At 61.7% G+C, this 26,701-nt stretch carries 23 protein-coding genes; 5 read left to right on the forward strand and 18 right to left on the reverse strand.

Annotation, left to right across the window (positions count from 1 at the left end):
• The first annotated feature begins 62 nt into the window (after positions 1 to 62).
• Positions 63 to 1,517: a glutamate synthase subunit beta gene (locus tag QMO80_RS16530; protein ID WP_071090930.1), complete on the forward strand. Its 1,455-nt coding sequence runs from the start codon at positions 63 to 65 to the stop codon at positions 1,515 to 1,517.
• A gap of 223 nt (positions 1,518 to 1,740) precedes the next feature.
• Positions 1,741 to 2,376 carry a hypothetical protein gene (locus QMO80_RS16535; RefSeq protein ID WP_283197511.1) on the forward strand — a complete coding sequence of 212 codons (636 nt, stop codon included), beginning with the start codon at positions 1,741 to 1,743 and terminating at the stop codon, positions 2,374 to 2,376.
• A 34-nt stretch (positions 2,377 to 2,410) separates the two neighbouring features.
• Here the strand turns inward: QMO80_RS16535 and QMO80_RS16540 are convergent, their stop codons facing one another.
• Positions 2,411 to 3,652, reverse strand: coding sequence for an SGNH family hydrolase (locus QMO80_RS16540; protein WP_283197512.1), 1,242 nt, complete (start codon positions 3,650 to 3,652; stop codon positions 2,411 to 2,413).
• 62 nt (positions 3,653 to 3,714) lie between these two features.
• Positions 3,715 to 4,938, reverse strand: a complete 1,224-nt coding sequence (locus QMO80_RS16545; protein WP_283197513.1) for a lytic murein transglycosylase — start codon at positions 4,936 to 4,938, stop codon at positions 3,715 to 3,717.
• A 205-nt stretch (positions 4,939 to 5,143) separates the two neighbouring features.
• On the opposite strand from QMO80_RS16545, the gene galU reads away from it, so the two are divergent.
• Entirely contained in the window at positions 5,144 to 6,031 is an 888-nt protein-coding gene (gene galU / locus QMO80_RS16550; protein ID WP_064840699.1) for a UTP--glucose-1-phosphate uridylyltransferase GalU, read from the forward strand.
• A gap of 134 nt (positions 6,032 to 6,165) precedes the next feature.
• On the opposite strand, the gene QMO80_RS16555 is transcribed toward galU, so the two are convergent.
• The 3 genes from QMO80_RS16555 to QMO80_RS16565 are packed head-to-tail and all read right to left on the reverse strand — an operon-like array spanning position 6,166 to position 12,336.
• Positions 6,166 to 7,401 carry an aromatic ring-hydroxylating dioxygenase subunit alpha gene (locus tag QMO80_RS16555; protein WP_283197514.1) on the reverse strand — a complete coding sequence of 412 codons (1,236 nt, stop codon included), beginning with the start codon at positions 7,399 to 7,401 and terminating at the stop codon, positions 6,166 to 6,168.
• A 34-nt stretch (positions 7,402 to 7,435) separates the two neighbouring features.
• Complete coding sequence (locus tag QMO80_RS16560; protein ID WP_283197515.1) at positions 7,436 to 9,889, reverse strand: FAD-dependent oxidoreductase; 2,454 nt, start codon at positions 9,887 to 9,889, stop codon at positions 7,436 to 7,438.
• Positions 9,886 to 12,336: an FAD-dependent oxidoreductase gene (locus tag QMO80_RS16565; protein ID WP_283197516.1), complete on the reverse strand. Its 2,451-nt coding sequence runs from the start codon at positions 12,334 to 12,336 to the stop codon at positions 9,886 to 9,888. The genes QMO80_RS16560 and QMO80_RS16565 overlap by 4 nt, the downstream gene beginning before the upstream one ends.
• Positions 12,337 to 12,469: 133 nt before the next feature.
• On the opposite strand from QMO80_RS16565, the gene QMO80_RS16570 reads away from it, so the two are divergent.
• Positions 12,470 to 13,321 (forward strand): LysR family transcriptional regulator, encoded by an 852-nt coding sequence (locus tag QMO80_RS16570; protein ID WP_283197517.1) that lies wholly within the window; start codon positions 12,470 to 12,472, stop codon positions 13,319 to 13,321.
• Positions 13,322 to 13,503: 182 nt separating this feature from the next.
• Here the strand turns inward: QMO80_RS16570 and QMO80_RS16575 are convergent, their stop codons facing one another.
• Positions 13,504 to 15,045 (reverse strand): outer membrane beta-barrel protein, encoded by a 1,542-nt coding sequence (locus QMO80_RS16575; RefSeq protein ID WP_283197518.1) that lies wholly within the window; start codon positions 15,043 to 15,045, stop codon positions 13,504 to 13,506.
• 143 nt (positions 15,046 to 15,188) lie between these two features.
• Between QMO80_RS16575 and QMO80_RS16580 the strand changes: the two genes are divergently transcribed.
• On the forward strand, positions 15,189 to 16,184 hold the full coding sequence (locus tag QMO80_RS16580) for an SIS domain-containing protein (protein ID WP_283197519.1): 996 nt from the start codon (positions 15,189 to 15,191) through the stop codon (positions 16,182 to 16,184).
• A gap of 14 nt (positions 16,185 to 16,198) precedes the next feature.
• Here the strand turns inward: QMO80_RS16580 and QMO80_RS16585 are convergent, their stop codons facing one another.
• The 12 genes from QMO80_RS16585 to QMO80_RS16640 form a co-directional block, all read right to left on the reverse strand.
• Entirely contained in the window at positions 16,199 to 16,654 is a 456-nt protein-coding gene (locus QMO80_RS16585; RefSeq protein WP_283197520.1) for an NfeD family protein, read from the reverse strand.
• A gap of 3 nt (positions 16,655 to 16,657) precedes the next feature.
• Positions 16,658 to 17,695: an SPFH domain-containing protein gene (locus QMO80_RS16590; RefSeq protein WP_283197521.1), complete on the reverse strand. Its 1,038-nt coding sequence runs from the start codon at positions 17,693 to 17,695 to the stop codon at positions 16,658 to 16,660.
• A gap of 147 nt (positions 17,696 to 17,842) precedes the next feature.
• A complete protein-coding gene (hemH, locus tag QMO80_RS16595) occupies positions 17,843 to 18,877 on the reverse strand; it encodes a ferrochelatase (RefSeq protein ID WP_283197522.1) in 1,035 nt (344 codons plus the stop codon).
• A 124-nt stretch (positions 18,878 to 19,001) separates the two neighbouring features.
• Positions 19,002 to 20,972: a 5'-nucleotidase C-terminal domain-containing protein gene (locus QMO80_RS16600; RefSeq protein ID WP_283197523.1), complete on the reverse strand. Its 1,971-nt coding sequence runs from the start codon at positions 20,970 to 20,972 to the stop codon at positions 19,002 to 19,004.
• Positions 20,973 to 21,276: 304 nt separating this feature from the next.
• Positions 21,277 to 21,594: a hypothetical protein gene (locus QMO80_RS16605; RefSeq protein WP_283197524.1), complete on the reverse strand. Its 318-nt coding sequence runs from the start codon at positions 21,592 to 21,594 to the stop codon at positions 21,277 to 21,279.
• Between the two features lie 25 nt (positions 21,595 to 21,619).
• A complete protein-coding gene (gene omp10, locus QMO80_RS16610) occupies positions 21,620 to 21,988 on the reverse strand; it encodes an outer membrane lipoprotein Omp10 (RefSeq protein WP_071090891.1) in 369 nt (122 codons plus the stop codon).
• A gap of 170 nt (positions 21,989 to 22,158) precedes the next feature.
• Positions 22,159 to 23,610: a homospermidine synthase gene (locus tag QMO80_RS16615; RefSeq protein ID WP_283197525.1), complete on the reverse strand. Its 1,452-nt coding sequence runs from the start codon at positions 23,608 to 23,610 to the stop codon at positions 22,159 to 22,161.
• A 130-nt stretch (positions 23,611 to 23,740) separates the two neighbouring features.
• The gene (locus QMO80_RS16620; RefSeq protein ID WP_283197526.1) at positions 23,741 to 24,109 is read right to left on the reverse strand and encodes a type II toxin-antitoxin system RelE/ParE family toxin; all 369 of its coding nucleotides are present in this window, start codon (positions 24,107 to 24,109) and stop codon (positions 23,741 to 23,743) included.
• Between the two features lie 2 nt (positions 24,110 to 24,111).
• On the reverse strand, positions 24,112 to 24,363 hold the full coding sequence (locus tag QMO80_RS16625; protein WP_283197527.1) for a transcriptional regulator: 252 nt from the start codon (positions 24,361 to 24,363) through the stop codon (positions 24,112 to 24,114).
• 97 nt (positions 24,364 to 24,460) lie between these two features.
• Positions 24,461 to 24,745, reverse strand: coding sequence for a YciI family protein (locus tag QMO80_RS16630; RefSeq protein WP_283197528.1), 285 nt, complete (start codon positions 24,743 to 24,745; stop codon positions 24,461 to 24,463).
• A gap of 2 nt (positions 24,746 to 24,747) precedes the next feature.
• The gene (locus QMO80_RS16635) at positions 24,748 to 25,377 is read right to left on the reverse strand and encodes an aminotransferase class IV family protein (RefSeq protein WP_283197529.1); all 630 of its coding nucleotides are present in this window, start codon (positions 25,375 to 25,377) and stop codon (positions 24,748 to 24,750) included.
• The gene (locus tag QMO80_RS16640; RefSeq protein WP_283200207.1) at positions 25,374 to 26,480 is read right to left on the reverse strand and encodes an aminodeoxychorismate synthase component I; all 1,107 of its coding nucleotides are present in this window, start codon (positions 26,478 to 26,480) and stop codon (positions 25,374 to 25,376) included. The genes QMO80_RS16635 and QMO80_RS16640 overlap by 4 nt, the downstream gene beginning before the upstream one ends.
• Between the last annotated feature and the right edge of the window lie 221 nt (positions 26,481 to 26,701).

Genomic DNA, 26,701 nt, shown 5'->3' on the forward strand with positions numbered 1-26,701 from the left:
CCGGGACTGACGATAGACAGATTGGCTGCGGTGAGGCGGTCATGAGGGTAAGGGACGAAGATATGGGTAAGGTAACAGGGTTTCTGGAAATCGACCGGCAGGTGGCGAAGTACCAGCCGGCGTCGGATCGCATCCGTCATTTCCGTGAGTTCACGATCCCGATGTCGGACCCGGAAGTGCAGAAACAGGCCGCGCGCTGCATGGACTGTGGCATCCCCTATTGTCACGGCCCCACGGGCTGCCCGGTTCACAACCAGATCCCCGACTGGAACGACCTCGTCTACAACAACAACTGGGAAGCGGCGATCCAGAACCTGCATTCGACCAACAACTTCCCGGAGTTCACCGGCCGCGTCTGCCCGGCGCCTTGCGAGGAAGCCTGCACGTTGAATCTCGAGGATGCGCCGGTTGCCATCAAGACGGTCGAACAGGCGATCGCCGACAAGGCCTATGAGCTCGGCTTCATCCGGCCGCAGCCGGCCACGGTTCATACCGGCAAGAAGGTCGCCGTCATCGGCTCCGGCCCAGCCGGCATGGCGGCGGCCCAGCAGCTCGGCCGCGCCGGCCACGAGGTGCATGTCTATGAGCGCGAGACCAAGCCGGGCGGCCTGCTGCGCTACGGCATCCCCGACTTCAAGATGGAAAAGAACTTCATCGACCGCCGCGTCGAGCAGATGAAGGGCGAGGGCGTCACCTTCCATTGCGGCGTCAATGTCGGCGTCGACGTCAAGGTCGAGCAACTGCTCGCCGATCACGACGCCGTTCTTTACTGCGGCGGCTCCGAGACGCCGCGCGAGGCGGGCATTCCCGGCACGGACCTCGCCGGCGTGCATGATGCGATGCCCTATCTCGTGCAGCAGAACCGCCGCGTCGGGCGTGAGAATATCGACAGCGTCGGCTGGCCGTCGGACCCGATCCTTGCCGGCGCCAAACATATCGTCGTCGTCGGCGGCGGCGATACGGCTTCGGACTGCGTCGGAACGGCGTTCCGCCAGGGCGCCGTCAAGGTCACCCAGCTCGACATCCGGCCGCAGCCGCCGGAGAAGGAAGACAAGCTTGCCGTCTGGCCCTTCTGGGCAACGAAGATGCGCACCTCCTCCTCGCAGGCCGAGGGCGCCGTGCGCGAGTTTCAGGTGGCGACGCTCGAATTCGTCGGCGAAGACGGCGTGCTGACCGGTGTCAAGTGCTGCGAGGTCGACGAGCGCCGGCGGCCGGTTCCGGGCACGGAATTCGTCATTCGCGCCGATCTCGCCTTCATCGCCATCGGTTTCCGCGGGCCCTTCACGACAAGCGTGCTGAAGGAACTCGAGGGAAAGCTGACGCTCAACACGGATAAGCGCGGCTCGACCAATGTCGTCGCCAACGACCGCGACTACAGGACGTCGGTCGACAAGTTCTGGACGGCGGGCGATGTGCGCCGCGGCCAGTCGCTGGTGGTCTGGGCAATCCGCGAAGGCCGCCAGGCGGCGCGCGCCATCGATGAGGCATTGATGGGTTCGAGCGTTCTGCCGAACTGACCGCAGGCCACATAGAGCTCCCGAGACAAAACTCCGCCTTTCCGGCGGAGTTTTTTTTGGAGGCTTGCGCTGGTGCGACCGCCACCGGTGCGACCGCTTGACGCGGAGACATCCGCCGCAAGCCTCAAGCAATGCCGGGACGCGAGATTTTCCAGCGGACGCCGAGCTCAGGAGGAGCCGGCGGCGACCGAAGCCGCACAGGCATTTCACCAGGATTTTTCAAATGGTTTCCGCAGTTGACAGCACAAGGCTGGTTTCGGCCCAATATGCCCTGAAAAACCTTCGCAGCTCCGACGACGACAGTTCTCAGGATAGTCAGACTTCGTCGGCCGCCGGTATCCTGAGCAGCTACGGGCTCGATTCGAGCTCCGCCTCGCTGCTTTCCAATCAGGCGCTGTCCGGGCTGCTGGACACGCTTTCATCCCAGAGCGAGACGTCTGATGAGGCCGACGCGACGGGTGACGGCGCCGACGTCACCAGCGCCTCCTTCATGTCGATGCTGAAGCAGCAGCTGCAGGATGCGGCGGCGGCCGAAGGCGAAAGCGGCAAGGCCCATGATATGCTGGCCGCGCTGGAAGCGGGCAAGCTCACCATCACCGATCCGACGCAGGGCGTATCGATTGCCGCCTGGGACGTCGACGATCCCGACGAGGCCGATACCGAAAGCAAGGCCGGCAAGCAGGTTGATGTCAGCGGCTGGAGCGACTTCCTCGATGCGCATCTGGAGCGCGGCGCCGACGGCGCTTTCGTCAAGGAAAACGGCAGCTATGTCGACCAGACGACCGACAGCAACGCCTTCTTCGGCCTGATCGGCTCGGATTATTATTATCTGAGCTGGCCGCAGGTGGGGGCGGTGTAAACGGAACGAAAAGGAAGGCCGCCGCGCGGACTTTTCATTTGACCGAGACTTCGGCCGGCGTCTTTGCCGCAGGCAGGCGGTAGTCGTCGACGCGGCCGGGCGGCGCGGGCGTCATTTCGCCCTGCTCGACCAGGAGGTCGCGGGGCGATCGTGTCAAAGCCATTGGCGGGGGCCTGGCGCCGAGAAGCTCGGCGCCGCCGTCGAGATTGGGATCGGAGAGGCTGATCGGCACGGTGTGTTCGACCGGATTGGCGGGAAGGCCGAGCCCGGGCAGATTGCTTTCGTCCAGGCGGATCAGATCCGGGCTTGCCTGGGTGCCGAGAATGCGCCGGGCCGGCTTTTCCACATAGAAGGCGAGCTTGCGCCGGCCGGCCTGTGTCAGGTTGATGCCATCGGAGGTGCGCAGGCGCACCTGCTGGCCGTTCACATCCGAGCCGGTGACGATGAAGTTGCTGTTTTCATCGACGAAACCATCCCAGATGTCGACGAATTCGCCGCCGATGCTTTCGACCTGGTTGCGGTAAAGCTGATTCATCTGGACGGCATCGGCCGTCATCTGATCGGATTCGAAGGCGGGAAGGCCGACCCAGAGCAGCGGGATCTTGCGGTCGGTAACCTCTTTGCCGAAGGAAAGGACGCGGCGGCGGTATTCAGTAAACCAGCCGTCGGTGCGGAACTTCTCCTTGGCGGTATCGGTCACCATCTGCTGGCGGTCGTTGGCGCCGATCATGACGACGACCATGACCGGCTTCAGCTCGTCGACCATCTTCGGCAGCTGTTCCGGCCAGTCGTAATAGTCGTCGCGCACGAGACCCGATGAGACATTGCCGCGGGCTTCGACGACCACCCCGGGCGAAGTCTCGAAGGCGGCGGTCAGGCCGTCGCCGAGGCCGCTGGCCAGGAAATCGCCGACGATCAGGATCTTCTTGGCATTGCCGAGCTTCTGCACCGCCGGCTCCTCCTCCTGCACGGGTGCGCGGAGCGGCGGCGCGGTGCGGGTGTTGACGACGGCTTTCTGCGCCGGCGGGCGCTTTCGCTGCTGCTGGCGCTTCGGCTGCGGGGCGTCGGGCGCCTGCGGCCCGTCGTCGAGGTAGCGCCGGCCGAGGAAGAAATCGAGGATCGAACGGCGCTGGTAGCGCTGCTCCTGGGCTTCCGCCATATGCACCGGCGCAAGTGCGCCGAGGCATAGCGAAGCCGCCGCCAGGGCGAGCACGAGCCAACGGATGGGTGTCCGGTCAGTTTTCTTCATCATGGGCAGTTCCGCATCTGCCGGCATCTTGCACGCAGGGCAGGCCAGCGTCCACTCCCGCTATTATCTAGGTCACGATTCCGCCGCTTCTAGCGACGCAGTGCGTTCAGAAGCGGCAATGAGGGTTCGCCGTCCGGCTGCATGCCGATGCGCGACTGCACCGCCGATATCGCCGCCTTCGAACCCGACCCAAAATTACCGTCGACCTCGCCATTATAATAGCCGAGCGTCTTCAGACGGGTCTGCAGCTCGAATTTCTCGGTGATGTCGAGGGCGCCGTCCGGCCGCGGCCAGCGCTGCTGCATGCCGCCATAGCCGGCGATCTGGTCGGCGAGCAGGCCGACGGCAAGCGCATAGCTGTCCGAGGCATTGTAATTCTTGATGGTGAAGAAGTTGGCGGTCATCAGGAAGCCCGGGCCACTGGGCCCGGCCGGCATTTTCAGCACGGCTTTGGTGGCGCTCTCGCGGAAGGCCTTGCCGTTCGGCCGGGTCAAGCCGAGGGCTGCCCATTGGGCGAGTGTATGGGTCTTGCCGGCCTGCTTGGCGGCTGCGGCGGGAACGACAACTTCGTAGCCCCAGGTCTTGCCGGTATCCCAGCCGTTCTTCATCAGCAGATTGGCCGAGGTCGCCAGCGCATCGGGCACGGAGTTCCAGATATCACGATGGCCGTTGCCGTCGGCATCAACGGCATAAAGCAGGTAGCTTGTCGGGATGAACTGGGTGTGGCCCATGGCGCCGGCCCAGGAGCCGGTCATCTCGCGGGCCGGCACATCGCCGTTCTGCAGGATCTTCAGCGCGGCGACCAGCTGCTTCTTGGCGAATTTGGCGCGGCTCGGATCAGCATAGGCAAGTGTTGCCAGCGCGCGCGGCACGTAATGCAGCCGGTCGTCCTTGTCGAGAATCGCGCCGTAATTGGATTCCATCGACCAAATTGCGAGTAGAATGGTCTTGTCGACGCCGAATCGCTGTTCGATCGCCGCGAGCGTTCTTGCGTGCTTGGCGGCCATCTCGCGGCCGATCTTGACCGTATAGGGATTGACGCGGGAATCGACGTAGTCCCAGATCTTCGACGTGAATTCAGGCTGGTAGGCCGCCTTTTCCAGCACGGTCGGATCGGGCTCGCTCACCCCGGAAAAGGCCTTTTGATAGGTTGCCTTACTGATGCCACTCTGAGCGGCTGTTTGGTAAAAATCCGCGATCCATTTCTGGAATCGGGAATCGGCTTTCGCGTTGTCGGGGACCAGTCCCACCTGGGCGGCGACAATGAGGGCGAGAGCAAGACCACGAAGGGAGTTTTTGTGATTCTGGGTCATCGACAGTGTTATCCGTCATCTTCAGTTTCTGGCGCAGCGGGGCATCATGTCCGCCCAGACCCGAGACTACAGGAACGGAGTCAACAAATTCTTTACCATGGCGATCCGCTGCGGTCACCATTTGCAAAACAGTAGCAATTCTATACTAGTTAAAGCTAAAAAGCTCCATTTCCAAAGCGATATGAATCGAAGCAGGAGGCCGGGTGTGGCTCAACACAATAAAGTTCGTAAAGCAGTATTTCCGGTTGCCGGGTTGGGAACGCGATTCCTGCCGGCAACCAAGGCTGTTCCGAAGGAAATGTTGACCGTCGTCGACAAGCCGATCATTCAATATGTCGTCGATGAGGCGATCGAGGCCGGGATCGAACATCTGGTGTTCGTCACCGGACGCAACAAGCACGTCATCGAAGATTATTTCGACATCCATTTCGAGCTGGAGCAGACGCTCAAGGAACGTGCCAAGAAGGCTGAGATTACCCTTCTCGCCCAGCAATTGCCGAAGGCCGGCACGGTAAGCTTCACCCGCCAGCAGGAGCCGCTCGGCCTCGGCCATGCGGTGTGGTGCGCCCGCGAGATCGTCGGTGACGAGCCCTTCGCCCTGCTGCTGCCCGATATGATCATGAAGGGCGACAAGGGCTGCATGAAGGGCATGATCGATCTTTACGGCCAGAGCGGCGGCAATATCATCGCCGTCGAGGAATGCGCGCCCGATCAGGCGCATAAATACGGCATCGTCGGCGTCGGCGAGGCGATCGGCGAGGGCTTCCGCATCACCGGCATGGTGGAAAAGCCCGCCAAGGGAACCGCGCCTTCCAACTTCTTCATCAACGGCCGCTACATCCTGCAGCCGGAAATCTTCAAGATCCTCGAAACCCAGGAGCGCGGCGCCGGCAACGAGATCCAGCTCACCGACGGCATGCTGAAGCTCTTGAAGGAGCAGGATTTCGCCGGCTATCACTTCCGCGGCACGACCTATGACTGCGGCGCCAAGGACGGCTTCATTCTGGCGAATGTCGCCTACGCCCTCGAACGCGCCGATATCCGCCCGACCGTCGAAGGCGGTTTCAAGGAATTGCTGGCCGGCCTGCGGTAAGGTTCTCTTCCGCGCATCAATGACAGAGCGCCGCGCATCCCATAGGATGCGCGGCGCTTTAGCTTGTTGTTTTTATGCATGTCGTTATCCCGGAACCGCTGCACACTTCCGGGCAACATGCATTTAGAATTCGCTCAATTCGGCCGACTGATCTCGTCCAGATACCAGTTAATGTAGCGCAGCTCGTTCTGCTCCATCGGCGCGATCGGTCCCGGCAAGAAATAGTGCGAGAGAACGCCGCGCGACGTGTGCTCGATGATGGCCTTGTCCTCGTCGGTCGTCACCGTCCAGAGCCACACGAGCTTGGCGAGATCATAGTCTCTGCCCTCCTCGGCTTTACTGTTGACGAGCCAGATCAGTTCCATCTCGCAAGCTCTCGGGCCCTTCGGAATGAAGCGGTAGATCATACCGTGGTCGGGATAGCAGACGAGAAATGAGGTGCCGCCGAGATGGACGGAGGTGACGCCACCATCAAATTCGGTAAATCGGCCCATCAGCATGCTGAGCGGCGAGCCGTCTTGGCTGCCGGTCTTAACACCGTCATAAAGCGCATAGCGGAACGCGTGGATGGCTTCTCTGCCTGTCGCGGATGTCTTCCAGTGATCGCCGGAACCGACCTCGATGCCGAGGGCGCATGTGCGTTCCTCCATCGAGGCGTTTAGCGCCTCAATCATGTGCAGCGGCTGTTCCAGCGCGTGAGTCTGCGAATATTCGGGGTGCGCCGGGCCGCAATGGTAGCATTCCACATAGTTTTCCACTGCCAGCTTCCAGTTGGCGTCGACCGGATAGGTCTGCCGATGCGCCACCTTAGCCTGCCCCCAGCCATATTGGCCGCAGGTCGCATGAAGCAGATTCTCGACCTCGGAGAAATCGAGCGGGTCGTCTGCGAAGGAAATGAAGATCAAGCCTTCGACCACACGGACATGCAGCGTCTTCAGCCCGTAATCCTCCCGCTTGAAATCCTTTGGCATCAGCCTTGCTGCCTTCAGGCTTCCGTCATTGCCATAGGTCCAGGCATGGTAGGGACAGACAAAGACACGGGCATTGCCCTTATCCCGGGTGCAGACCTCGGCGCCGCGATGGCGGCAGACATTGAGCAGAGCATGAATTGTTCCATCGGCGTGTCGCGTGACGATCACCTGCTCCGAGGCCATGCGAAACACTTCGAAGTCATTCGGCTGCGGAACAACGCTCTCATGCGCGAGGCAATGCCAATGGCGGCGGAACACGCGCTCCAGATCCCGCTCATAAATGTCCGGATCCATGTAGAATGGCCGGGCAAGACCGTGGCCCGGTCTATGAGCCGCAATGAGCTGATCGATGCGGTCGACCGATGGCGCAGCCGGTGTTTTGGTTTCAGGTGCTAGCATGGGAATGTCTCCGGAAATACCGATAGGTCCGTCATCACATCCGGACCCTCGCGGCATTCGGATCATACATCGGCGCAAGCGATGGCTCGGCTCTCACCCTCGTTCCTGCAATCTCGATCTCGTAACATGAGCCAAGCACTTCCGCCGCGCTCTCACCCTTACAGGGCACGTAACCCAGACCGATCGCACCGCCGAGGAAATGGCCGTAATTGCCGGAGGTTGTCGTGCCGACGATCTCTCCGTCGCGGACGATTGCCTCGTTGTGAAAGAGCAACGGTTCAGGATCTGTGAGCTTGAATTGCACCAGCCGGCGATCAATGCCCGTTTCCTGCTTGTGCAAGACGGCATCGCGGCCGATGAACTCCCCTTTGCCGGTTTTGACGGCGAAGCCGAGGCCTGCTTCCAGCACATGATCCTCATCGGTAATGTCATGGCCGAAATGGCGGAACGCCTTTTCGATGCGGCAGCTATCGAGCGTGTGGATGCCGCAAAGCTTCAGGCCGAGGTCCAGGCCTGCCAGTTCCAGCGCCTCAAAAACGTGGGCGGCCTGGTCGGTGGAGACGTAAAGCTCCCAGCCGAGCTCGCCGACATAGGTGACGCGGTGAGCGCGCGCCAGTCCCATGCCGATCTCGATTTCCCGCGCGGCGCCGAAGGGATGGGCGTCGTTGGAGAAATCGTCAGGGCTGATCCTCTGCATCAGCTGACGCGACTTCGGACCCATCACGCAGAGCACGCTTTCGGCGACCGTCATATCGGTAACCACGACATTTTCATCGGCCACGTGCCTGCGCAGCCAGGCAAGATCACGCTGCAGTGTCGCAGCTGGAACAATGAGCAGGAAGGCGGTTTCGGTCAGCCGGGTTGCCGTGAGGTCGCTTTCGATGCCGCCACGACGGTTCAGCATCTGCGTGTAGACGATACGGCCGGCGGGCACGTCTATCTGGTTGGCGCAGAGCCGTTGCAGGAAGCGACAGGCGCCGCGCCCTTCGACCCGGATTTTCCCAAAGGAGGTCATGTCGAAGAAACCGACGCCGGTCCTGATCGCCAGATGTTCCTCGCGCTGGTTTTCAAACCAGTTCTGCCGCCGCCAGCTATACTCGTATTTCCGCTCTTGCCCTTCCCTGGCGAACCAGTTGGCGCGCTCCCAGCCGGCCACTTCGCCGAACACGGCGCCACGCGCCGCAAGGTGCTCATGGATCGGCGAGCGGCGTATGCCGCGCGCGGTCGCCATCTGCCGATAGGGGAAATGGTCGGCGTAAAGCAGGCCGAGCGTCTCCGTGACTCGCTCCTTCAGGTAGAACCGGTTCTTCTGGAAGGGCTGGGCGCGGCGGATGTCTACCTCCCAGAGATCGAAGGGCGGTTCGCCGTCGTTCATCCATTGAGCAAGCGCCATACCGGCGCCACCGGAAGATACGATGCCGATCGAATTGTATCCGGCCGCCACCCAATAGCCTTTCAGTTCCGGCGCCTCGCCTAGATAATAGCGATCGTCGGGCGTAAAGCTCTCCGGTCCATTGAAGAAGGTGTGGATGCCGGCAGTTTCCAGCATCGGCATCCGGTTGATCGCCATTTCGAGGATCGGCTGGAAGTGATCGAAATCCTCCGGCAATTGGTCAAAGCAGAAGTCCTCGCGGATCGCCTCGCCCGCCGGCGGCCAGGGCTTGGCGACCGGCTCGAAGGCGCCAATGAGCATCTTGCCGGCATCTTCTTTGTAATAGGTACACTCGTCCGGCACACGCAGCACAGGCAGAGACTTCAATCCCCCAACCGGCTCGGTGACGATGTAGAAATGCTCGCAGGCATGCAGCGGCAAGGTGACGCCGGATTGCCGAGCGAGATCTCTGCCCCACATGCCGGCGGCGTTGACGACATTTTCCGTCTCGATCGTGAAACGCTCGCCGGCCTGCTCGCAGACGACGCCGACGACTCGACCATCCCTGGCAAGCACCTCGATGACCTTTACGCCTTCGATGATGTTCGCTCCCTGCTGCCGAGCGCCCTTGGCGAGCGACATGGCAATGTTTGCCGGGTCGCATTGTCCGTCGAGCGGCAGGTGAACCGCTGCCTTGACGTCGCCGATGTTGAGATGGGGGTAAAGCGCCTTCGCCTCTTGCGGCGAAATCTCGCGAACGTCGATTTTGAACGCCCGGGCCAACGAGGCCTGACGGTAGATCTCTTCCTTACGCTCGTCGGTCAGGGCAACGGTGATCGAGCCATTTTGGCGCATGCCGGTGCCGATGCCGGTTTCGGCCTCCAGCCTGATGTAGAGATCGGCGGAATATTTGGCGAGGCGCGTCATGTTTTGCGAGGCGCGGAGCTGACCGATGAGGCCAGCCGCGTGCCATGTGGTGCCCGAGGTGAGCTGCTTGCGTTCGAGCAGTACGACATCGGTCCAGCCAAGCTTCGCCAGATGGTAGGCGATGGAACAGCCTGAGACCCCGCCGCCGATGATCACCGCGCGTGCCTTTTGGGGGATGGGTTTCGTCATGCTCGCAGCCTACCGTTTTCGGGATCCCATAACGGCCGGTCGGGCTGGACGACGGCCTTGAACCGGTCGCCGAAGATTTCAACCTCCAGCTCCGTGCCCGGCACCGCCAGATCCGACCGCAGCATGCCGAGCGCCACGGACTTGCCGACTCGGTAGCCCCAGTTGCCCGACGTTGTCTCTCCGACCACCTGACCGTCACGCCAGAGCGTCGACATATAGGGGGCGTCGCATTCGCCGGCATCGACGGCCAATGTGACGAAGCGCTTCGTCACGCCTTGCTGCTTCTCGCGCTCGAGCGCCGCCTTGCCCTTGAAATCGGGTTTCGCCCAGTCGACGAAACGTTCCAGCCCGCCCTGCAGTATGGTGTAATCGGTCGAAAGGTCGCCCTTCCAGGCGCGGTAGCGCTTCTCGATACGCAGGCTGTCGAGTGCTTCCATGCCGAATGGCTTCAGGCCATGCTTCCCGCCTGCAGCCCAGACCGCGTCGAAGACCGCGGCCGTGTCGTCCACCTTCGTGTGAAGCTCCCAGCCAAGCTCGCCGACGAAGGAAACGCGCACCAGCTGCAGCCGGCGGCCCGCTATCCGGCAGGGCTGGTGCGTCAGCCACGGCTTGGAAAGATCGGCATCCGTGATGTCTGCGAGGATGGCACGCGATTGCGGCCCTGACAGTATCTGGCAGGCCAAATCGTCCGTCACATCGTCGAGCGTGAATCGCGCGTCTTTCGGCAGATGCTTCTGCAACCATGCAAAATCGTGCCACTGCGCTGTCGCCGCGGTGGTCAGGAAGAAAAGGTTCTCTTCCAGCGCCATCACCGACATTTCGGTGACGATACGGCCTTTGTCGTCGGCAAAATAGGCAAGTCCGATGCGGCCGGTTTTCGGCACCTTGCCGGTGATCAGGCCGAGCAGCCAGTCGCGTGCGCCCTCACCCTGCAGGCGGTAGCGGGAAAAGCCCGGCAGATCGAGAATGCCCGCGGTATCGCGCACTGCCAGGCATTCCTCCTCGATCCGTTTCTGCCACGGCCCCGCCCGATTCCAGGTCTGCGTTGACTGTTCCGACGTGTCATCGCCTGATTTGGCGTACCAACTGGCGCGCTCCCAGCCATTATAGGGCTTGAATTGCGCACCAAGTGCTGCGATCCGGTCATGGATCGGCGAGAGTTTCCTGTTGCGACCGGCAGGCCAGGCGTGGTTCGGGAAATGCATCGCATATTCGTGGCCGTAAACTTCCATGCCCTTGGCGACGCAGTAGTCCTGGTCGGAAGCAAAGTGCGTGTAGCGACGTGGGTCGCAGGACCACATGTCCCATTCGGTCTGGCCTTCGGTCACCCATTCGGCCAGCACCTTGCCGGCACCGCCCGCCTGGCAGATGCCGAAAGTGAAGACGCAGGCCTCAAACGCATTCGGCACGCCCGGCATCGGCCCGATCAGCGGATTGCCATCCGGCGTATAGGGGATAGGCCCGTTGATCATGCGCGACAGGCCGGCAGTGCCGAGGATCGGCACGCGCTCGACTGCGTCATTGAGATACCATTCCAGCCGCTCAAGATCGTCGGGGAAAAGCTGGAAGGAGAAATCCTCCGGCATCGGATCGTCGGCCGTCAGCCAATGCGCCTTGCAATTGCGCTCATAGGGACCGAGGTTCATTCCGGTCTTTTCCTGCCGCAGATAATAGGAACTATCGACGTCTCGCAGCAGCGGCAGTTTGTGGCCTACCTCCTTCGACCAAGCGGCAAGCTCAGGAATTTCTTCGAACAGCATGTACTGATGGCTCATCACCATCATCGGTACCTCGCGGCCGAACCATTTGCCGACTTCGCGGGCGTAATAGCCGGCGGCGTTGACGACATATTCGCAGCGGATATCACCCTCCGGGGTGGAAACGACCCATTCGTCGTTTTCCCGGCGCGCACCGGTTGCGGGACAGAAGCGGAAGATCCTCGCCCCCAGGTCGCGAGCGCCCTTCGCCAAGGCCTGGGTCAGCTGCGCCGGATCGATGTCGCCGTCATGCGGATCGTGGAGCGCGCCGATGAGGTCATGGGTCTCGACAAAAGGATATTTCGACTTGATCTGCTCAGGCGACAGGATGTCGAGATCCATGCCCTGGTAACGTCCCATGCCGACCACACGCTTGAATTCCTGCAGCCGCTCGTTCGAGTGGCCGAGCCGGATCGAGCCGGTCACGTGGTAATTCATCGGATAGTCGACCTGAGCGCCCAGCTCGCGATAGAGCGAGGCCGAATAGCGCTGCATGTTCATGATCGACCAGGAGGCAGAAAACGTCGGCACATTGCCCGCCGCATGCCAAGTCGATCCAGCCGTCAATTCGTTTTTTTCCAGAAGCACTGCGTCGGTCCAGCCCGCCATGGCCAGATGATAGAGCGCGGAGACGCCGACAGCGCCTCCCCCGATGATCACAACGCGCGCTTGAGATGGCAAATTCGACATGGCTGCTCCTCGTTCGAAGGCAAGTCTGGCAACGAACGGGAACGGCATCAAGCGGAGGGAACTTGCTTTATTGATCGAAGAATTCGATTAGATAACGCGAAGATTGCCCTCGCCCAGTGAGCCCGGAAAGAACATGCAGATTGATCTTATCGAGACTTTTCTCGACCTGATGGAAACCCGCAGCTTCAACCGCACGGCGGAGCGGTTGAACATCACGCAATCAACCGTTTCCCATCGCGTCAAGGCGCTGGAGGCGCAGTTCAACCGAAAGCTCTTCACTCGCAACAAGGGTGGCACCGCACCGACGGCGTCGGGCCTGCGTTTCCTAGATCATGCGAAAGCCCTGCAATACCAGTGGCATGAAGCAACTCGGGCGGTCGAGAATGCGGGCGCCTATGAGCGATCCATGCGGCTCGGCATTCAGCACGACCTTGCCGAAATCTTTGCCGGACGCTGGCTTTCTGCGGTCCGCGCCGAGCTGCCTGCGACATCGATCTACGTGGAAGCGGACTACTCGATCCAGATGAACCGAGACCTCGCAGCCGGAGATCTCGATCTGGCCGTTCTCTATACGCCGCACTACCTGCCTGACCTTTACTATGAAAGAATCGGGGAAATGACATATAATCTGGTCAGCACCGTCGCCTGTACGGTCGGCGCACTTCGACCCGAAACCTATATCCAGGCCATCTATTCGCCGGCCTTCGACCGTGCCCACAGACTGGCTTTGCCGCATCTGTCGGCAGCACCGCTGGCGTCGGGGCAGAACACCGCCATCACGGGGTTGCTGACGACGCTGGGGGGCGCTGCCTACCTCATGAAAAGCAGCGCCGCGCGACTTACGAGGGAGGGCGTCGCTTTCCCGATAGAGGACGCTCCACCCATTCAACAGACGGTCTATGCCGCAACCAGCATCCGCACACGTCACGCCCATCAGCACCGTCGCATCATCGGCATCCTGCAGGATCTGATAGCATCAGCCTGAGCGGGCGGCGGATCACTTCGGAGCAATTTCGGAAGACGCTTTTGCGTGTGGTCTGGGGCAGGTACCGCTGCGCTAGAACAGGATGATTTAAGGCCGGGTCGGCCTTAAATCATCCTGTTCTAAATTAAAGAGTTAGAGCATGATGTCGCCCGAAAACCGCTCACACTTTTCGGCATCATGCTCTAGCGTTTGAGCTTGAGGCCGACGCCGGCGCGGAATTGCTGCGAGTCGTCGCCGTCCTTGCGCGTGGTCAGCTCGTAGCCGAGCGTGCTGGTCAGATCGAGATAGCGGTTGATATTCCAGGTCAGCCCGGTCGCCGCGGTGTAGACGAGCTCGTCGTTGATGCTGCTGTCAGTGGGATAATCGCGCCATATGACGCCGCCGATCATCGTGCCCACCAGATTGTCGCGCAGCTGGTGGGTGACCGTCGTGGTCAAGGCGTGCGAGACGTAGCCGCTCTCGCCCGCCGTGGTCGAGGGCTGGATGCTCGTCTGCAGGTCGAAATTGACGTCGGTGCCGCGGATCGGCGACCAGAGCAGGCTCGCATCGAGCGTCGCGGTATCGATCGAAGACAGACGGCTGTCTTCAAAATCGGCCATCGCGTAACCGACACCGACCTCACCTTTGAGCTTTTCGCCGAGATCGACTTCGACGCCGGCCTTGGCGCCATAGCTGTGGCCGGAACGCTCGTAGCCGGCGGAATCGCGCGTTTCGTCATAGAGAGTACGGCCGATCGTGGCTTCGATGAAGGGGATGAGCGCGGGCGACAGCTCGTAGCCTACGCGGCCGCGCAGCGTGCCGGTCGTCTGGTCGCGGTCGCTCAAGGTCACGGTCGTGCCGTTCGAAAGCGTGGCATCGGAATAGATCGAGCGGGTCAGCGCCAGTGCCGTCGTGCCGCGCAGGATGCCGAAATCGCGTTGAACGGAGGCGCCGGCTGTGAATTCCTGCACGTCGGACTGTTGCGCGGCATTGGCAATGGCGTCGGGGTCGTCTGTATCTTCCCGATAGAAATTATAACCGGCGGTGAGGTGGGCGACCGTATCGTCGGGAAGATCCAGCCTGAGGTCGCTGTTGATCTTGAAGGAAGGTTGCTCCTCGCCTTCGCCGCTGACATTCTTTTGCCAGGCGCCTTCCGAAGTTACTGTCAGCTGGTGTAGGCCCCAGTCTGAGGTCAGCGTCGCGGCCGCATCGGTTTCCAGGAAGGAGCGCTGCTCTCTGGTATTGCCGTCCTTGGTAGTCTCGGTGTTGATGCTCTGGGTCACGCTCGGGCGGAGCACGAAGGTGCCGATCGGAATGCCCGGCGTTTCCGCCGTCGAGGTGCTTTCGGCAGCCTTGCGGCGCGGCAGCGTTTCGTCGATCGGCGCTTCGCGGGTGTTCAGCCGGCGGATGTCCTCATCGAGGATTGAGCCGGTAATGTCGTCGCCGGATTGCGCATCCGGTATGGCGGGCCTCTGGGCATCATCCGCATTCGCAGTCGCGCCGTTTGCCGCAGGCGTGACCGCATCGTCGGTGCCGTCATCGACAGCGGCGGCTGCGGTGTTCGTGGTGCTATTGTCCTGAAAGACGGTGGAGCGGTTATTTGCCGTCGTTGTGGGCTGCTGCGAGGCGGACTGCGCCAGGGCAGCCGTCTGGCTGAGAAGCAGGCCACCGAACGCAGCAAAAGAGACGGCACGGCTCATGGCGCGGAGCGGCGTCACACTGCTCGTCTGTTTTGGTTGGCCCATGCAATTCGCGCCTGACATGCTTTCGGTTCTTACCCAAAGGTAAAGCCTCGTGGTTAATCATTCGTTGCCGATGGCGGGCGCCGTTCACATTTCGGAAAGAGTGCGGGGTGGACTTGGAAAGTGAAAAGGTCTAACGCAGCTTCATGAACAGAAGAGCGATAAACCTCGTTGAAAACACCGTCCTCGAATCGGCAAAACGCACGATAGAGATCGAAAGACGCGGTCTTGAAGCGCTCGAACAGGCCTTCGCCAATGGATTGGCCGGTCCCTTCACCCGCGCTGTCGAAACCATCGGCGACATCACCGGGCGTGTCATCGTCACCGGTGTCGGCAAGAGCGGGCATATCGGCGTTAAGATTGCTGCGACGCTTGCTTCGACGGGCACGCCCGCATTCTTCGTGCATGCGGCCGAGGCCAATCACGGCGATCTCGGCATGATCGGGCAAGGTGATGCAATCATCGCCGTTTCCTGGAGCGGGCAGGCGCAAGAACTCAAGGCGATCCTCTCTTATTCCAGGCGTTTTTCCATTCCGCTGATCGCCATTACCTATGATGAGGAATCGAGCCTCGGCCTGGCCGCTGATATCGTGCTGAAACTGCCCAAGGAAACGGAAGCCTGCCCACATGGTCTGGCGCCGACAACCTCGGCTATCATGCAGCTTGCGATCGGCGACGCTTTGGCGGTGGCGCTGTTGGAGGCGCGCGGCTTTACCGCCACGGATTTCCACGTCTTCCATCCCGGCGGCAAGCTGGGCGCGAGCCTGATGCATGTTGCCGATATCATGCATACCGGCGAGCGGCTGCCGCTCGTGGCCAGGGGCACGGCGATGCCGGAGGCGATCACGGTGCTGTCGCGCAAGCATTTCGGCTGCGTCGGTGTGCTTGACGAGGATGGGCGGCTCTGCGGCATCGTCACCGAAGGCGACATGGCGCGCAACCTGACCCGCAATCTTGCCGAACTTGCCGTCGACGATATCATGACGCGGACGCCGAAGACGGTGAAGCCGACGATGCTGGCGACCGCCGCGCTGGCGCTGCTCAACCAGCATCACATCGGCGCGCTGATCGTCATCGACGACGACCGCCGGCCGGTCGGCCTGGTGCATTTCCACGACCTGCTGCGGATCGGCGTCGCCTGATCAGAGCTGTTACATCAGACGGGCTCGACTGTCAGATCGCGGCCGTTGCTCGAAACCACCTTCACCTGCGTTCCCGCCGGCACGTCGGGTCCCATCACCTGCCATAGCGTATCGTCGAGGCGGATGCGGCCGCGGCCCTCGCGGATCGGTTCGTGCAGCGTCGCCGTGCGGCCGACCAGGCTGGCGCCGCGCTGATTGAGGAAGGGCTCGTCGGTCGTCGAATTGCGCAGCGTCAGCCGGCGGCCGGCGAAGGTCGTGGCGACGGCGAGCAGTGCAAAAAGGATCGCCTGCAGCTCCCAGACCCAGAAGGCGCTGTCCCAGAAGATGAGCGACAGCGCGCCGACGATCAGGGCGGCAAGGCCGATCCAGACCAGGAAGAAGCCGGGCACGATCATTTCGGCGGCGAGCAGCACGAGGCCCGCGACCCACCAGCTCCAGGGACCAAGTTCGGCGATGATCTTCGCCAGCATGGCTTAGCGCTCCTGATCGGGATTGAACGGATTGGGGGTCGAAGGGCTGATCGGCGGCGTCGAGCGCGCCGGCGCCGGACGCGGACGCGGCAGGGGCGGCGGCGATGCCGGGTTGTTGCCGGCATCGCCGAACACTTCGCGGGCAATGGCGCCGATGCCGCCGAGCGAGCTCAGGATGGAAGAGGCTTCCATCGGCATCATCACGATCTTGGAATTGGATGCCGAACCGATCGAGGTGAGCGCCTCGGTGTATTTCTGCGCGACGAAATAGTTGATTGCCTGAATGTCGCCGGCGGCAATCGCTTCGGAAACCATCTTCGTCGCCTTGGCTTCGGCCTCGGCCAGGCGCTCGCGGGCTTCGGCGTTGCGGAAGGCGGCCTCGCGCTGGCCCTCGGCCTGGAGAATGGCGGATTGCTTGGCGCCTTCGGCCCTGAGGATCTGTGCGTTACGCGAGCCCTCGGCTTCCAGCACCTGGGCGCGTTTCTCGCGCTCGGCCTTCATCTGCCGGGCCATCGCGTCGACGAGGTCGCGCGGCGGCTGGATGTCCTTGATTTCGACGCGGGTGACCTTGATGCCCCAGGGCTGCACGGCCTCGTCGACGACGCGCAGCAACCGGTCGTTGATCGCATCGCGGTTGGACAGCAGTTCGTCGAGATCCATCGAGCCCATGACCGAGCGGATGTTGGTCATGGTTAGGTTGAGGATGGCGTTTTCGAGGTTGGCAACCTGATAGGCGGATTGGGCGGCGTTCAGCACCTGATAGAAGGCGACGGCATCGGCCGATACCGAGGCATTGTCCTTGGTGATCACCTCCTGGGTCGGCACGTTCAGCACCTGCTCCATCACGTTCATCCGGGCGCCGACACGCTCGATGAAGGGTGTGATGAGGTTGAGGCCGGGCTCCAGCGTGCGGGTGTAGCGGCCGAAGCGCTCGATCGTATAGCGATAGCCCTGCGGCACGGTCTTGATCCCGGCAAAGAGCACCAGGATGACGAAGATGACCAGCACGATCACGACGATGTCGAAGCCGCCGAACAGCATGAATTCCTCCTATCGGCGCATGCATGCGCGCCTCACAACTGATGTGGTGAGGTAGCATGTTCTTTGCGAGGAAGAAATGACCCACGAAGGCCCCGCCTCCAAGGAAAAGAAGGATGAGTCAGGGCGGATTTTTCAGTATGGGATCTCTCAGATCCAGCCCTGCAATTCGCGGCGGACGACCTTTTCCAGCACCTTCATGCCGTCCTCGCCATCATTGAGGCAGGGAATATGTGCGAACTTCTCGCCGCCATTCTCGTGGAAGGAATGGGCGGCCTGTTCGGCGATCTCTTCCAGCGTCTCCAGGCAGTCGGAAACGAAGCCGGGATTGATGACGGCGATTCGCTTGACGCCGTCCTTGGCGAGCTTCTCCACCGTCTTGTCGGTATAGGGCTGCAGCCATTCCTCCGGCCCGAAGCGGGACTGGAAGGTGACCATGAAGTTTTCCTTGGTGAGCCCGAGCCGCTCGCGCAGCAGCCGGCCGGTCTTCTGGCATTGACAGTAGTAGGGATCGCCCTGCTTGAAATAGGACATCGGAATGCCGTGGAAGGAGGCGAGCAGCATCTCCGGCTTCCAATCGAGCGTCGCAAGATGCTTGTCGACGGACTGTGCGAGGGCTTCGATATAGGTCTCGTCGTCGTGATAGTCGGGCACGGTGCGCAATGCCGGCTGCCAGCGCATCGAAAGCAGCTTCTGGAACGCCTTGTCGTTGACGGTGGCGGTGGTCGCTGCCGCATATTGCGGATAAAGCGGGAAGAGCACGATACGGTCGCAGCCTTCTTGCTTCAGCGCCTCGATGCGCGAAGCGATCGACGGCGTGCCGTAACGCATCGCCCAGTCGACCTTGACGTTTTCGAGATCCCTCAGGCGCTCGGCCATCAGCTCGGACTGGTTGCGCGTATAGGTGCGGAGATAACTTTCGTTCTTCTCCTTGTTCCAGATCAGCTCATAGGCCTTGCCGACCTTCTGCGGGCGGGTGTTGAGCACGATGCCGAACAGGATCGGATACCACTTCCAGGGCGACCATTCGATGACGCGGCGATCAGTCAGGAACTCCCGGAGATAGCGGCGCATCGACCTGTAATCGGTGCCATCGGGCGTGCCGAGATTGACCAGCAGCACGCCGATCTTGCCTGACTTGACGGCCGGATGGTCTGCCGGGCGGAGTGAAATATCTGCTGTCATTCTGGCCCCAACGCTCTTCTGTCTCGTCGGCTCATACGCAGCCCCAAGATCGTGGTTCACCCTATAGAAAGAAAAGCCGGCCCGGGAAAGCCCGGGCCGGCGATGGAAATCGGGACAAATCGTCTTACTTGGCGGGAACCTCGATCTCTTTGCCCACCGCCAGGTGACGCGGGTTCGGACTGCCGTTGGCCTCCGAAAGCTTCCGCCACAGCGTGCCGTCGCCATAGAAGGTCACGGCGAGATCCCAGAAGGTATCACCGGCGGCGATCACGTGGGTGGAAGGCGTCGTTGCGGCAGGTGCGGAGGCTGCCGGCGCCGGCGCTGGTTCCGCAGCGGGGGCGGGTGTTGCTGGTGTTGCCGGGGCAGGCGCTGCCGGGGCAGGCTCGGTGGCTGGTGCGGGTGCCGCAGGGGCGGGCGCGGGTTCGGCGGTTGGTGCAGGGGCTGCCGGCGCTGCCGGTGCGGCAGCCGGCGCCTGCGCCTGCGCCACAGCCGCGCCGTTTTCGGTGACGCGGCCGTCGGTATAGGGCTTATAGGGTGAGTGGGCGGCCAGATATTCGGCGGTCACGTCGGCAAGATCCGGACCGAAATCATAGGCGTTCTTGCCTTCCTTGAAGATCGAATAGCCGTCGCCGCCTGAGCGCATGAAGTTGTTGGTGGCGACTTTGTAGGTCTTGGCCTGGTCGATCGGAGCGAAATTGTCGCCCTCCTTCACCTGGATATCGCTGACGCGGCTGCCGACAGGCTTCGACTGGTCGAAGGCGAATTTCAGGCCGGCGACCTGCGGGAAGCGGCCGGCGCCCTGATCGATCTGGCTGACGCCGTTTTCGAGCGCCTTGACGACATCTGCACCGGTCGTCTCGAAAGTGGCGAGCGTATTCTGGAAGGGCAGGACGGTGATGACTTCGCCCTGGGTGACCTCACCGCCGTCGATCGACGCACGCAGGCCGCCGCCGTTCTGGAAGGCGATGGTGACGCCCTGGTTCTTGGTGCGGTCAAGCATGGCATCGGCCACCAGATTGCCCATCGAGCATTCCTTGACGCGGCAGACCTTGCGATCGCCGTCGATCGGGGCTTCGGAGGAGCCGATGACCTTCTTGCGCAGTTCTTCGATCGGTTTGGCGAGTTCCGCGATGCGGGCAACAACAGCCGGATCGGGCGTAAAGCTTGAATCGATCAGGATCGGATCGCCCTTGGCATCCTTGACGACGCCGCTATCGTCGAAATTGACCACGAGATCGCCGAGATATTTGCTGTAGGAGGCCGCCTGGACGACCGGCACCTTGTAGCCGCCCGGATTGTCGACCATCGTCGGATAGGGGCCCTCAGCCTTGGGGTCGGTATTGGAGAGCAGGCTATGGGAATGGCCGCCGACAACGACGTCGACATCCGGGATCTTGGCGATCAAAGCGAGGTCGCGGGGATAACCGACATGGGTCAGCGCGATGATCTTATTGACGCCCTGGCCCTTCAGATCCTGAATGGCCGCGGTGATCGCCTGGACGTCGTCGGCGATGGTGACGTTCGGGCCGGGGGAGGAAAGTTCTGATGTGTCATTGGTGACGGCGCCGACGATGCCGATCTTCTGGCCGCCGACATCGAGCACCAGCGAGGGCTTGATGCGGTCGCCGAGCTTGGAGGCGGCTGTCGCCTTGACGTTCGCGGTGACCACAGGGAACTGCACCTTGTCGAGGAAGGTCGCAAGCCCGTCCTCGCTGTCGTCGAACTCATGGTTGCCGACGGTCATGGCGTCGAACTTCATCAGGTTCAGGAATTCGGCTTCGGCCGCGCCCTTATAGGTCGTGTAGAAGAGCGAGCCCTGGAAATTGTCGCCGGCATTCAGCAGGAGGACATTCTTGCCGGAAAGCGCCTGACGGCGCTGGTCGATCGCGGTCTTCAGGCGGGCAGCGCCCCCGAAGCATTCCTTCTTGCCTTCTTCCTCGGCCGAGCAGGTGGAGTCGAATTTGTTGATCGATTCGATGCGCGAATGGAAATCGTTGATATGAAGAATATTGAGTTCGTAATCCGCAAAAGCGGCGCCCGTGCTCAGCGCCAGCATGGACGCGGTCAAAAGACCGAAGCTGAAAGACTTCGTCATCCCTGTTCTCCTGATTGAGGCGAGAGATCCCCCTGATCCTCGCCAATCCCTTCCTTAAAGCGCGTCGCATCAAACTTGCTTCATGTGACGCGCTTTAGCTCTTTGTTTTTATGCATGTCGTTATCCCGGAAGCGCTGCACACTTCCGGGCGACATGCATTAGTCCGCCGGGGCGTTTCCCGGCCTGCGGATGTTCCATCAGACGATGGACGACCGCAAGAGAAAGCTGGGCCAGGACGGGCGCTTTCCAAGGGGGCGGGGCAAAAAAGGCCGGGTGCCTATCCCAGGAAAGCCGGACTGGCCTATCACAGGCATTCGCCGTCGGCGGCGTTTCGGTAGAGTTCGTGCACGGCCTCCGCGATATTCGCAGCCGTGGCGAGGGCGATGATCAGACAAAGAAGAAAAACGAGGCGGTGAAAGCGCCGGCCGGCCCGATAGGCAAAGAGCGCGCCGGCGCCGTAGATCAATATTGTCGGCACAGCCAACATCAGCACCTGGCCCGGTCCGTCGCAATCGAGAGCGGCGATGCCCTGGGCACGATAGACATTGGCCGGAAAAAGGACGGCAAGCGCCGCAAGCGGCAGCGCGAGCAGCAGGACGAGGTAAACGGCGAGGGCGCGCATGGTGTGCTTAGCCTACGCCTTATCTTCAGCCTCGGCGGGACAGCGTGAACTGCGCGCCGGAATCGGAGGTGCAGTTGAGCTGGCTCGGGTTGACGAGGGCGCAATTGACCTTGGACTGGGTCTTGCGCACCAGCGAGGTCATGTTGATCTCGACCAGGGTCGGCGAGGTATTGATATAGGTGCCTGAGGCAAGAAGCTGGTTGCTGTCGGTCGTGCGAGTGGTGAAACTACCGCCCTGGAAGGTTGAAACGATACCGTTCGGATCGCTCCAGTTGCCTTCGACGCCGGTGGCGGCCGGTGCTGTGGCAACCGGCAGGCTGCGCGGCTCTGGCGAAACGCAGGCGGCGAGCGCGGCGGCGGCACCGACAAGAACGAGACCAGTTCTGATTTTCATAAGGCTTCTCCCGGCGATTCGGCGTGGCGGACAGCCGCCAAGTTCGGGCAAAACATGGCGCGCGCCCGCCGCGAAGGCAAGCCTTGGCGGGTGCCGGGCGGCATTTAGACAGCAGGCGTTACAAAAATGCCCGCCTTGCGGCGGGCATCTTCAAACTCGCGCGAGCGATCTCAGCGAACGAGAATGTTCCTGAACTGCCACGGATCCTTGGTGTCGATATCCTCAGGGAAGAGGCCCGGGCGGCCATCGAGCGGGGTCCAGTCGGTGTAATGTCCCTCGACCGGGCCGAGATAGGGCATCTGCACTTCGAGGCAGCGCTTGTAATCGATCTCGTCGGCTTCGACGATGCCGGCAGTCGGGTTTTCCAGCGCCCAGACCATGCCGGCGAGAACGGCTGAAGTGACCTGCAGGCCGGTGGCGTTCTGATAGGGCGCGATGCGGCGGGTTTCTTCGAGCGACAGGCGCGAGCCGTACCAGTAGGCGTTCTTCTCATGGCCGTAGAGCAGGACGCCGAGTTCATCGATGCCGTCCTCCAGCTCGTCCTCGTCGAGAACATGGTGGACCGGCTGCGGCGTGCCGCCATTGCCGAACATTTCATGCAGCGAGAGCACGGCGTCGTTGGCCGGATGGTAGGCATAGTGGCAGGTCGGACGGAAGGTCACTTCGCCGTCCTTGTCGCGAACCGTGAAGTAGTCAGCGATCGAGATCGACTCGTTGTGAGTGACGAGGAAGCCATATTGCGGGCCGGGCGTCGGGCACCAGGTGCGTACGCGGGTGTTGGCGCCCGGCTGTTCCAGATAGATCGCCGCCTTGTTGCCCTTCTTGTGCTTCTTGGCGTTCTTCGGCATCCATTCTTCATGCGTGCCCCAGCCGAGTTCGGCCGGCTGCATGCCTTCGGAGATGAAGCCTTCGACCGACCAGGTGTTCCAGAAGACGTTGAGCGGCTTCGGATGCTTGGTGCGCTGGGTGTCGCGCTCGGCGATGTGGACGCCCTTGACGCCGAGCTTCTTCATCAGCTTGGCCCAGCCTTCGCGATCGTGCTGATCCGGTTCGTCGAACTTCAGGCCGGTGTCGTTGGCGAGGTTGACGAGCGCCTGCTTGACGAACCAGGAGACCATGCCCGGATTGGCGCCGCAGGTGGAGACGGCGGTGGCGCCGCCCGGGTTCTTCGCCTTTTCCTTGCGCACCGTTTCACGCAGCGCATAGTTGGTGCGGTCGGCATTGCTCATGCCCTTGTCGAAATAGAAGCCGAGCCAGGGTTCGACGACGGTGTCGACATAGAGCACGTCATGCTTGCGGCAGAGCTTGATGAGGTCGAGCGAGGAGGTGTCGACCGAGAGGTTGACGCAGAAACCCTGGCCTTTGCCTTCCGTCAGCAGCGGCTTCAGCAGGTCCTTGTAATTGTCCTTGGTGACATATTCCTTGATGTGGCGGACGCCGTGCTTCTTCAGGATCTCCATGTCGGAGGGCTCTTCGCGCGGGTCGATGACGACCATCCGGCTCTTGTCGAATTTGAAGTGGCGCTCGATCAGGGGCAGGGTGCCGCGACCGATGGAGCCAAAGCCGATCATCACGATCGGACCGGTAATTTCGGCATATACCGGATAGTTCTGTTCCGTCATTCTTTTCTCCTGTGGAAGGGGACGAAAGCGTTCAGCCCGAAGAATTCTTTTGAAATTGCCGCAGAAATTGCGAGGTGACCGGCTCTAACCATAAAACCGCGTCACAATAAAGAGTGTTGAGGGGGAAAGCTCAAATATCGGGCGGGCGAGAGGTGGGTTTGGTGTACAGGGCCGCCAAGTCCTCTCTGAGCCGTACCGGCAGATTCAGCCGCTCGTGAAGAATGCTCATCACGCCGATGTCGCCGTTTTCGAGTTCACGTAAGAAAATATAGTGGTGTTCGTAACGGCAAAAATAAGCCCGACGCTTGATATCGGCAGGAACCACCAGGCGCTGCGGAAGTTGCCGCCAGATCAGTCGGTTCTCGCACAAGCGCTGCAACTGCCCATGCAGTCCGAGTATATAGGCATCCGCCTGCGTCTCTCCCCACCTCTCGAGCGTATCGCGCCAAATCTTATCCTGAGCGACATCCGCGCGCGGATAAAAGCGATAAGCCGCCATGATCAGCGGTGCTTATTGCGGCGAATAACGTCCTCGGCGGTGACGGTGATAAACTCACTGTCTGCGGCCCGCATCGCGGGTGCGAGTTCCTTTTGCAGGGCATCCCATGCCTCATCGCGGGTCTGCAAATCGCGGCGGATCAAAGCGCGGATGTATTCGCTCGCGTTTTCGTACAAGCCGCCATCGCCTATCTGCTGTTGGATGTGATCCTGCAGCGCGCCGCTAACCTTTACGTGAATGCTACCCGAGGCCATTGGCGGATCCCTCATCTTCTTCTATTGTGGGTAGCGTAGCACATATTGTCAATATTCTTCACCGACGCCGTCTGATCATCTGACCGACTCCCGCCAATCAGCGTTTCAGGATTTCCAGTCCCTCGACCGTCGTCGTCACGGCGAGCTCGGTGATGTCGTATTCGGCGACGCCGTGGAGGGTGAAAGGATCGGCGGCGACATAGGCTTCGATCGCGGCGCGGTCGCCGATTGCGAGGATCGCGCCGCCGGTGCGCGGCACCTTGCGGCCGGAGGCGAGGAACCAGCCCTTGGCATAACCTTCCTTCACCCAGGCCATGTGCGGCTCCATGTGTTTGTCGGCTTCCTCGTTGGATTTGCGGTAGGTGAGGGAGAGGATGAACATGATCAGTTCCTGATGAGATTGGCGCGGATCAGGCCGCGCAGCGAGTTGCCGAGGTAAAGCGTGCCGGCGTCGAGATCGGCAAGGCTGAGGCGGCCGACGCGGGCCTTGCGTTGGCAGATGAGCTCGGTGCGCAGCACGCCGGCGAGCAGGCCGCAGGAGATCGGCGGGGTGCGCAGGATGCCGGTGCCGTCATCCAGGAAGATCGAGGTGATGGTGCTCTCGCAGACCTCGCCGCGCTCGTTCAACAGGATGACGTCATCGGCCTCATCAGGCCGGTATTCGGCGCGCGCTCTCTCGTAGACGGCGCGGCGCGTGGTCTTGTGACGCAGCAGCCTGTCGGCGGAGTTCAGGCGGGTCTCGGCGAGGCGGACGGTCCAGGTGGTCTCGGGCGACAGCGGAACGAAGGCGGCACTGGTCACCTCGATGCGGCCTTGGGCGTCGAAGGTCAGGCGGACGCGCAACGGAGCGGCGGCACCTGCAACGGCTTCGTCAAGCCTTGCCACAGCATCGATCGGCTGCGGGAAGCCAAGGCGGCGGGCGGAGCGGGAGAGCCGGGCGAGATGCAGCCGCAGGCGGATAAAACCGTCGGCGGGCTGCCAGCGCAGCGTCTCGATCAGCGAAAAATCGGTCATCGCGCGATCCATTGATCGCCGACGGCGAAGCGGGCCTTGAGCAGGCATTCCTCATATTCGGCCTCGGCGGTGGAATCAAAGACAATGCCGCCGCCGACGTTAAAGACGGCCCGGCCGCCGTCAAAAAGCGTGATGGTGCGGATGGCGACGGAAAAACGCATGGCGCCGCTCGGCGAAATCATGCCGATCGCACCGCAATAGGCGTCGCGGGGTCCATCTTCGAGCGCGTGGAGGATTTCCATCGCGCGGATTTTCGGCGCGCCGGTGATCGAGCCGCAGGGAAAGAGGGCGGAAAAGATGTCGCGGATCGAAAGGCCGGGGATGAGCCTTGCCTGCACATGGCTGACCATCTGGTGAACGGTCGGATAGGTCTCGATGTCGAAGAGCTTCGGCACGTCGAGCGTGCCGACCTCGGTAATGCGGGAGATATCGTTGCGCAGCAAATCGACGATCATGCGGTTTTCGGCCTGCGTCTTGATATCGCGGCGCATGGCCTCGACGATTTCGGCATCCTCAGTGGCGGTGGCGCCGCGTTTCGCCGTGCCCTTCATCGGATGGGTCTCGATCCAGCCGTCTTCATCGGTACGGAAGAACAGTTCAGGTGACCGCGACAGGATAAGCGGGCCGCCGAGATCGATCAGCGCGCCGTATTTGACCGGCTGGCGCTCGATCAGCGACCAGAAGGCGGCACGGGGATCGCCGTTCCAGCGGGCCTCGACCGGCATGGTGAGGTTCGCCTGATAGGCATCGCCGAGCCGCAGGTGCTCGTGAAGGCGGTCGAAACGCTCTTTATATATGGGGAAATCCCAGGCCGCCTTGGGGGCGGTGAGAAACTCCTCGTTTTCGAGGCGCTGTTTCGGCTGGGCGAGCGGGTGTGTATCCGCCTGCGGCGCGTCGAAGACGCCGAAACAGAGCAGCGGGGTTTCGCGATCTTCACGGGCGAAGGGAGCGAGTTTCTCCTCGAAGAGATATCCGGCCTCGTAGGCCATATAGCCGGCAAGCCATTTGCCCTCGGCCTTGGCCTTTTCCATCCTGGCAAGGCCGGCGAAGAACTCGGCGCATGTTCGCGCGACGATGATCTCGGCCGGCTCGGCGAACAGCATCACCTGTTCGATCGTGTCGTCTCGGAAGAGAATATAGGGTTGACTGGCCACGCAACGCTTTCGGTTTGTTCTGCTCCCCATTGCTCGGATGCGATCGGGAGCCTCGGATATTTTCTCTCTTCTCCCCTCGGGGAGAAGATACCCGAAGGGCAGGCGAGGGGGGAGCGAAGCGACGTCCTGAGCGTATGCAAAGGAGAGGTTCTGCCGTGTCGCCCCCTCAT

The organism is Rhizobium sp. BT03, assembly GCF_030053155.1.
Taxonomy (GTDB): Bacteria; Pseudomonadota; Alphaproteobacteria; order Rhizobiales; family Rhizobiaceae; genus Rhizobium.

What these genes read in the sequence shown, in the direction of transcription:
- QMO80_RS16530 (WP_071090930.1), top strand. Translation starts at nt 63, where the DNA reads ATGGGTAAGGTAACAGGGTTTCTGGAAATCGACCGGCAGGTGGCGAAG.
- QMO80_RS16535 (WP_283197511.1), top strand. Translation starts at nt 1,741, where the DNA reads ATGGTTTCCGCAGTTGACAGCACAAGGCTGGTTTCGGCCCAATATGCC.
- QMO80_RS16540 (WP_283197512.1), bottom strand. Translation starts at nt 3,652, where the DNA reads ATGCCGGCAGATGCGGAACTGCCCATGATGAAGAAAACTGACCGGACA.
- QMO80_RS16545 (WP_283197513.1), bottom strand. Translation starts at nt 4,938, where the DNA reads ATGACCCAGAATCACAAAAACTCCCTTCGTGGTCTTGCTCTCGCCCTC.
- QMO80_RS16555 (WP_283197514.1), bottom strand. Translation starts at nt 7,401, where the DNA reads ATGCTAGCACCTGAAACCAAAACACCGGCTGCGCCATCGGTCGACCGC.
- QMO80_RS16560 (WP_283197515.1), bottom strand. Translation starts at nt 9,889, where the DNA reads ATGACGAAACCCATCCCCCAAAAGGCACGCGCGGTGATCATCGGCGGC.
- QMO80_RS16565 (WP_283197516.1), bottom strand. Translation starts at nt 12,336, where the DNA reads ATGTCGAATTTGCCATCTCAAGCGCGCGTTGTGATCATCGGGGGAGGC.
- QMO80_RS16570 (WP_283197517.1), top strand. Translation starts at nt 12,470, where the DNA reads ATGCAGATTGATCTTATCGAGACTTTTCTCGACCTGATGGAAACCCGC.
- QMO80_RS16575 (WP_283197518.1), bottom strand. Translation starts at nt 15,045, where the DNA reads ATGGGCCAACCAAAACAGACGAGCAGTGTGACGCCGCTCCGCGCCATG.
- QMO80_RS16580 (WP_283197519.1), top strand. Translation starts at nt 15,189, where the DNA reads ATGAACAGAAGAGCGATAAACCTCGTTGAAAACACCGTCCTCGAATCG.
- QMO80_RS16585 (WP_283197520.1), bottom strand. Translation starts at nt 16,654, where the DNA reads ATGCTGGCGAAGATCATCGCCGAACTTGGTCCCTGGAGCTGGTGGGTC.
- QMO80_RS16590 (WP_283197521.1), bottom strand. Translation starts at nt 17,695, where the DNA reads ATGCTGTTCGGCGGCTTCGACATCGTCGTGATCGTGCTGGTCATCTTC.
- hemH (WP_283197522.1), bottom strand. Translation starts at nt 18,877, where the DNA reads ATGACAGCAGATATTTCACTCCGCCCGGCAGACCATCCGGCCGTCAAG.
- QMO80_RS16600 (WP_283197523.1), bottom strand. Translation starts at nt 20,972, where the DNA reads ATGACGAAGTCTTTCAGCTTCGGTCTTTTGACCGCGTCCATGCTGGCG.
- QMO80_RS16605 (WP_283197524.1), bottom strand. Translation starts at nt 21,594, where the DNA reads ATGCGCGCCCTCGCCGTTTACCTCGTCCTGCTGCTCGCGCTGCCGCTT.
- omp10 (WP_071090891.1), bottom strand. Translation starts at nt 21,988, where the DNA reads ATGAAAATCAGAACTGGTCTCGTTCTTGTCGGTGCCGCCGCCGCGCTC.
- QMO80_RS16615 (WP_283197525.1), bottom strand. Translation starts at nt 23,610, where the DNA reads ATGACGGAACAGAACTATCCGGTATATGCCGAAATTACCGGTCCGATC.
- QMO80_RS16620 (WP_283197526.1), bottom strand. Translation starts at nt 24,109, where the DNA reads ATGGCGGCTTATCGCTTTTATCCGCGCGCGGATGTCGCTCAGGATAAG.
- QMO80_RS16625 (WP_283197527.1), bottom strand. Translation starts at nt 24,363, where the DNA reads ATGGCCTCGGGTAGCATTCACGTAAAGGTTAGCGGCGCGCTGCAGGAT.
- QMO80_RS16630 (WP_283197528.1), bottom strand. Translation starts at nt 24,745, where the DNA reads ATGTTCATCCTCTCCCTCACCTACCGCAAATCCAACGAGGAAGCCGAC.
- QMO80_RS16635 (WP_283197529.1), bottom strand. Translation starts at nt 25,377, where the DNA reads ATGACCGATTTTTCGCTGATCGAGACGCTGCGCTGGCAGCCCGCCGAC.
- QMO80_RS16640 (WP_283200207.1), bottom strand. Translation starts at nt 26,480, where the DNA reads ATGCTGTTCGCCGAGCCGGCCGAGATCATCGTCGCGCGAACATGCGCC.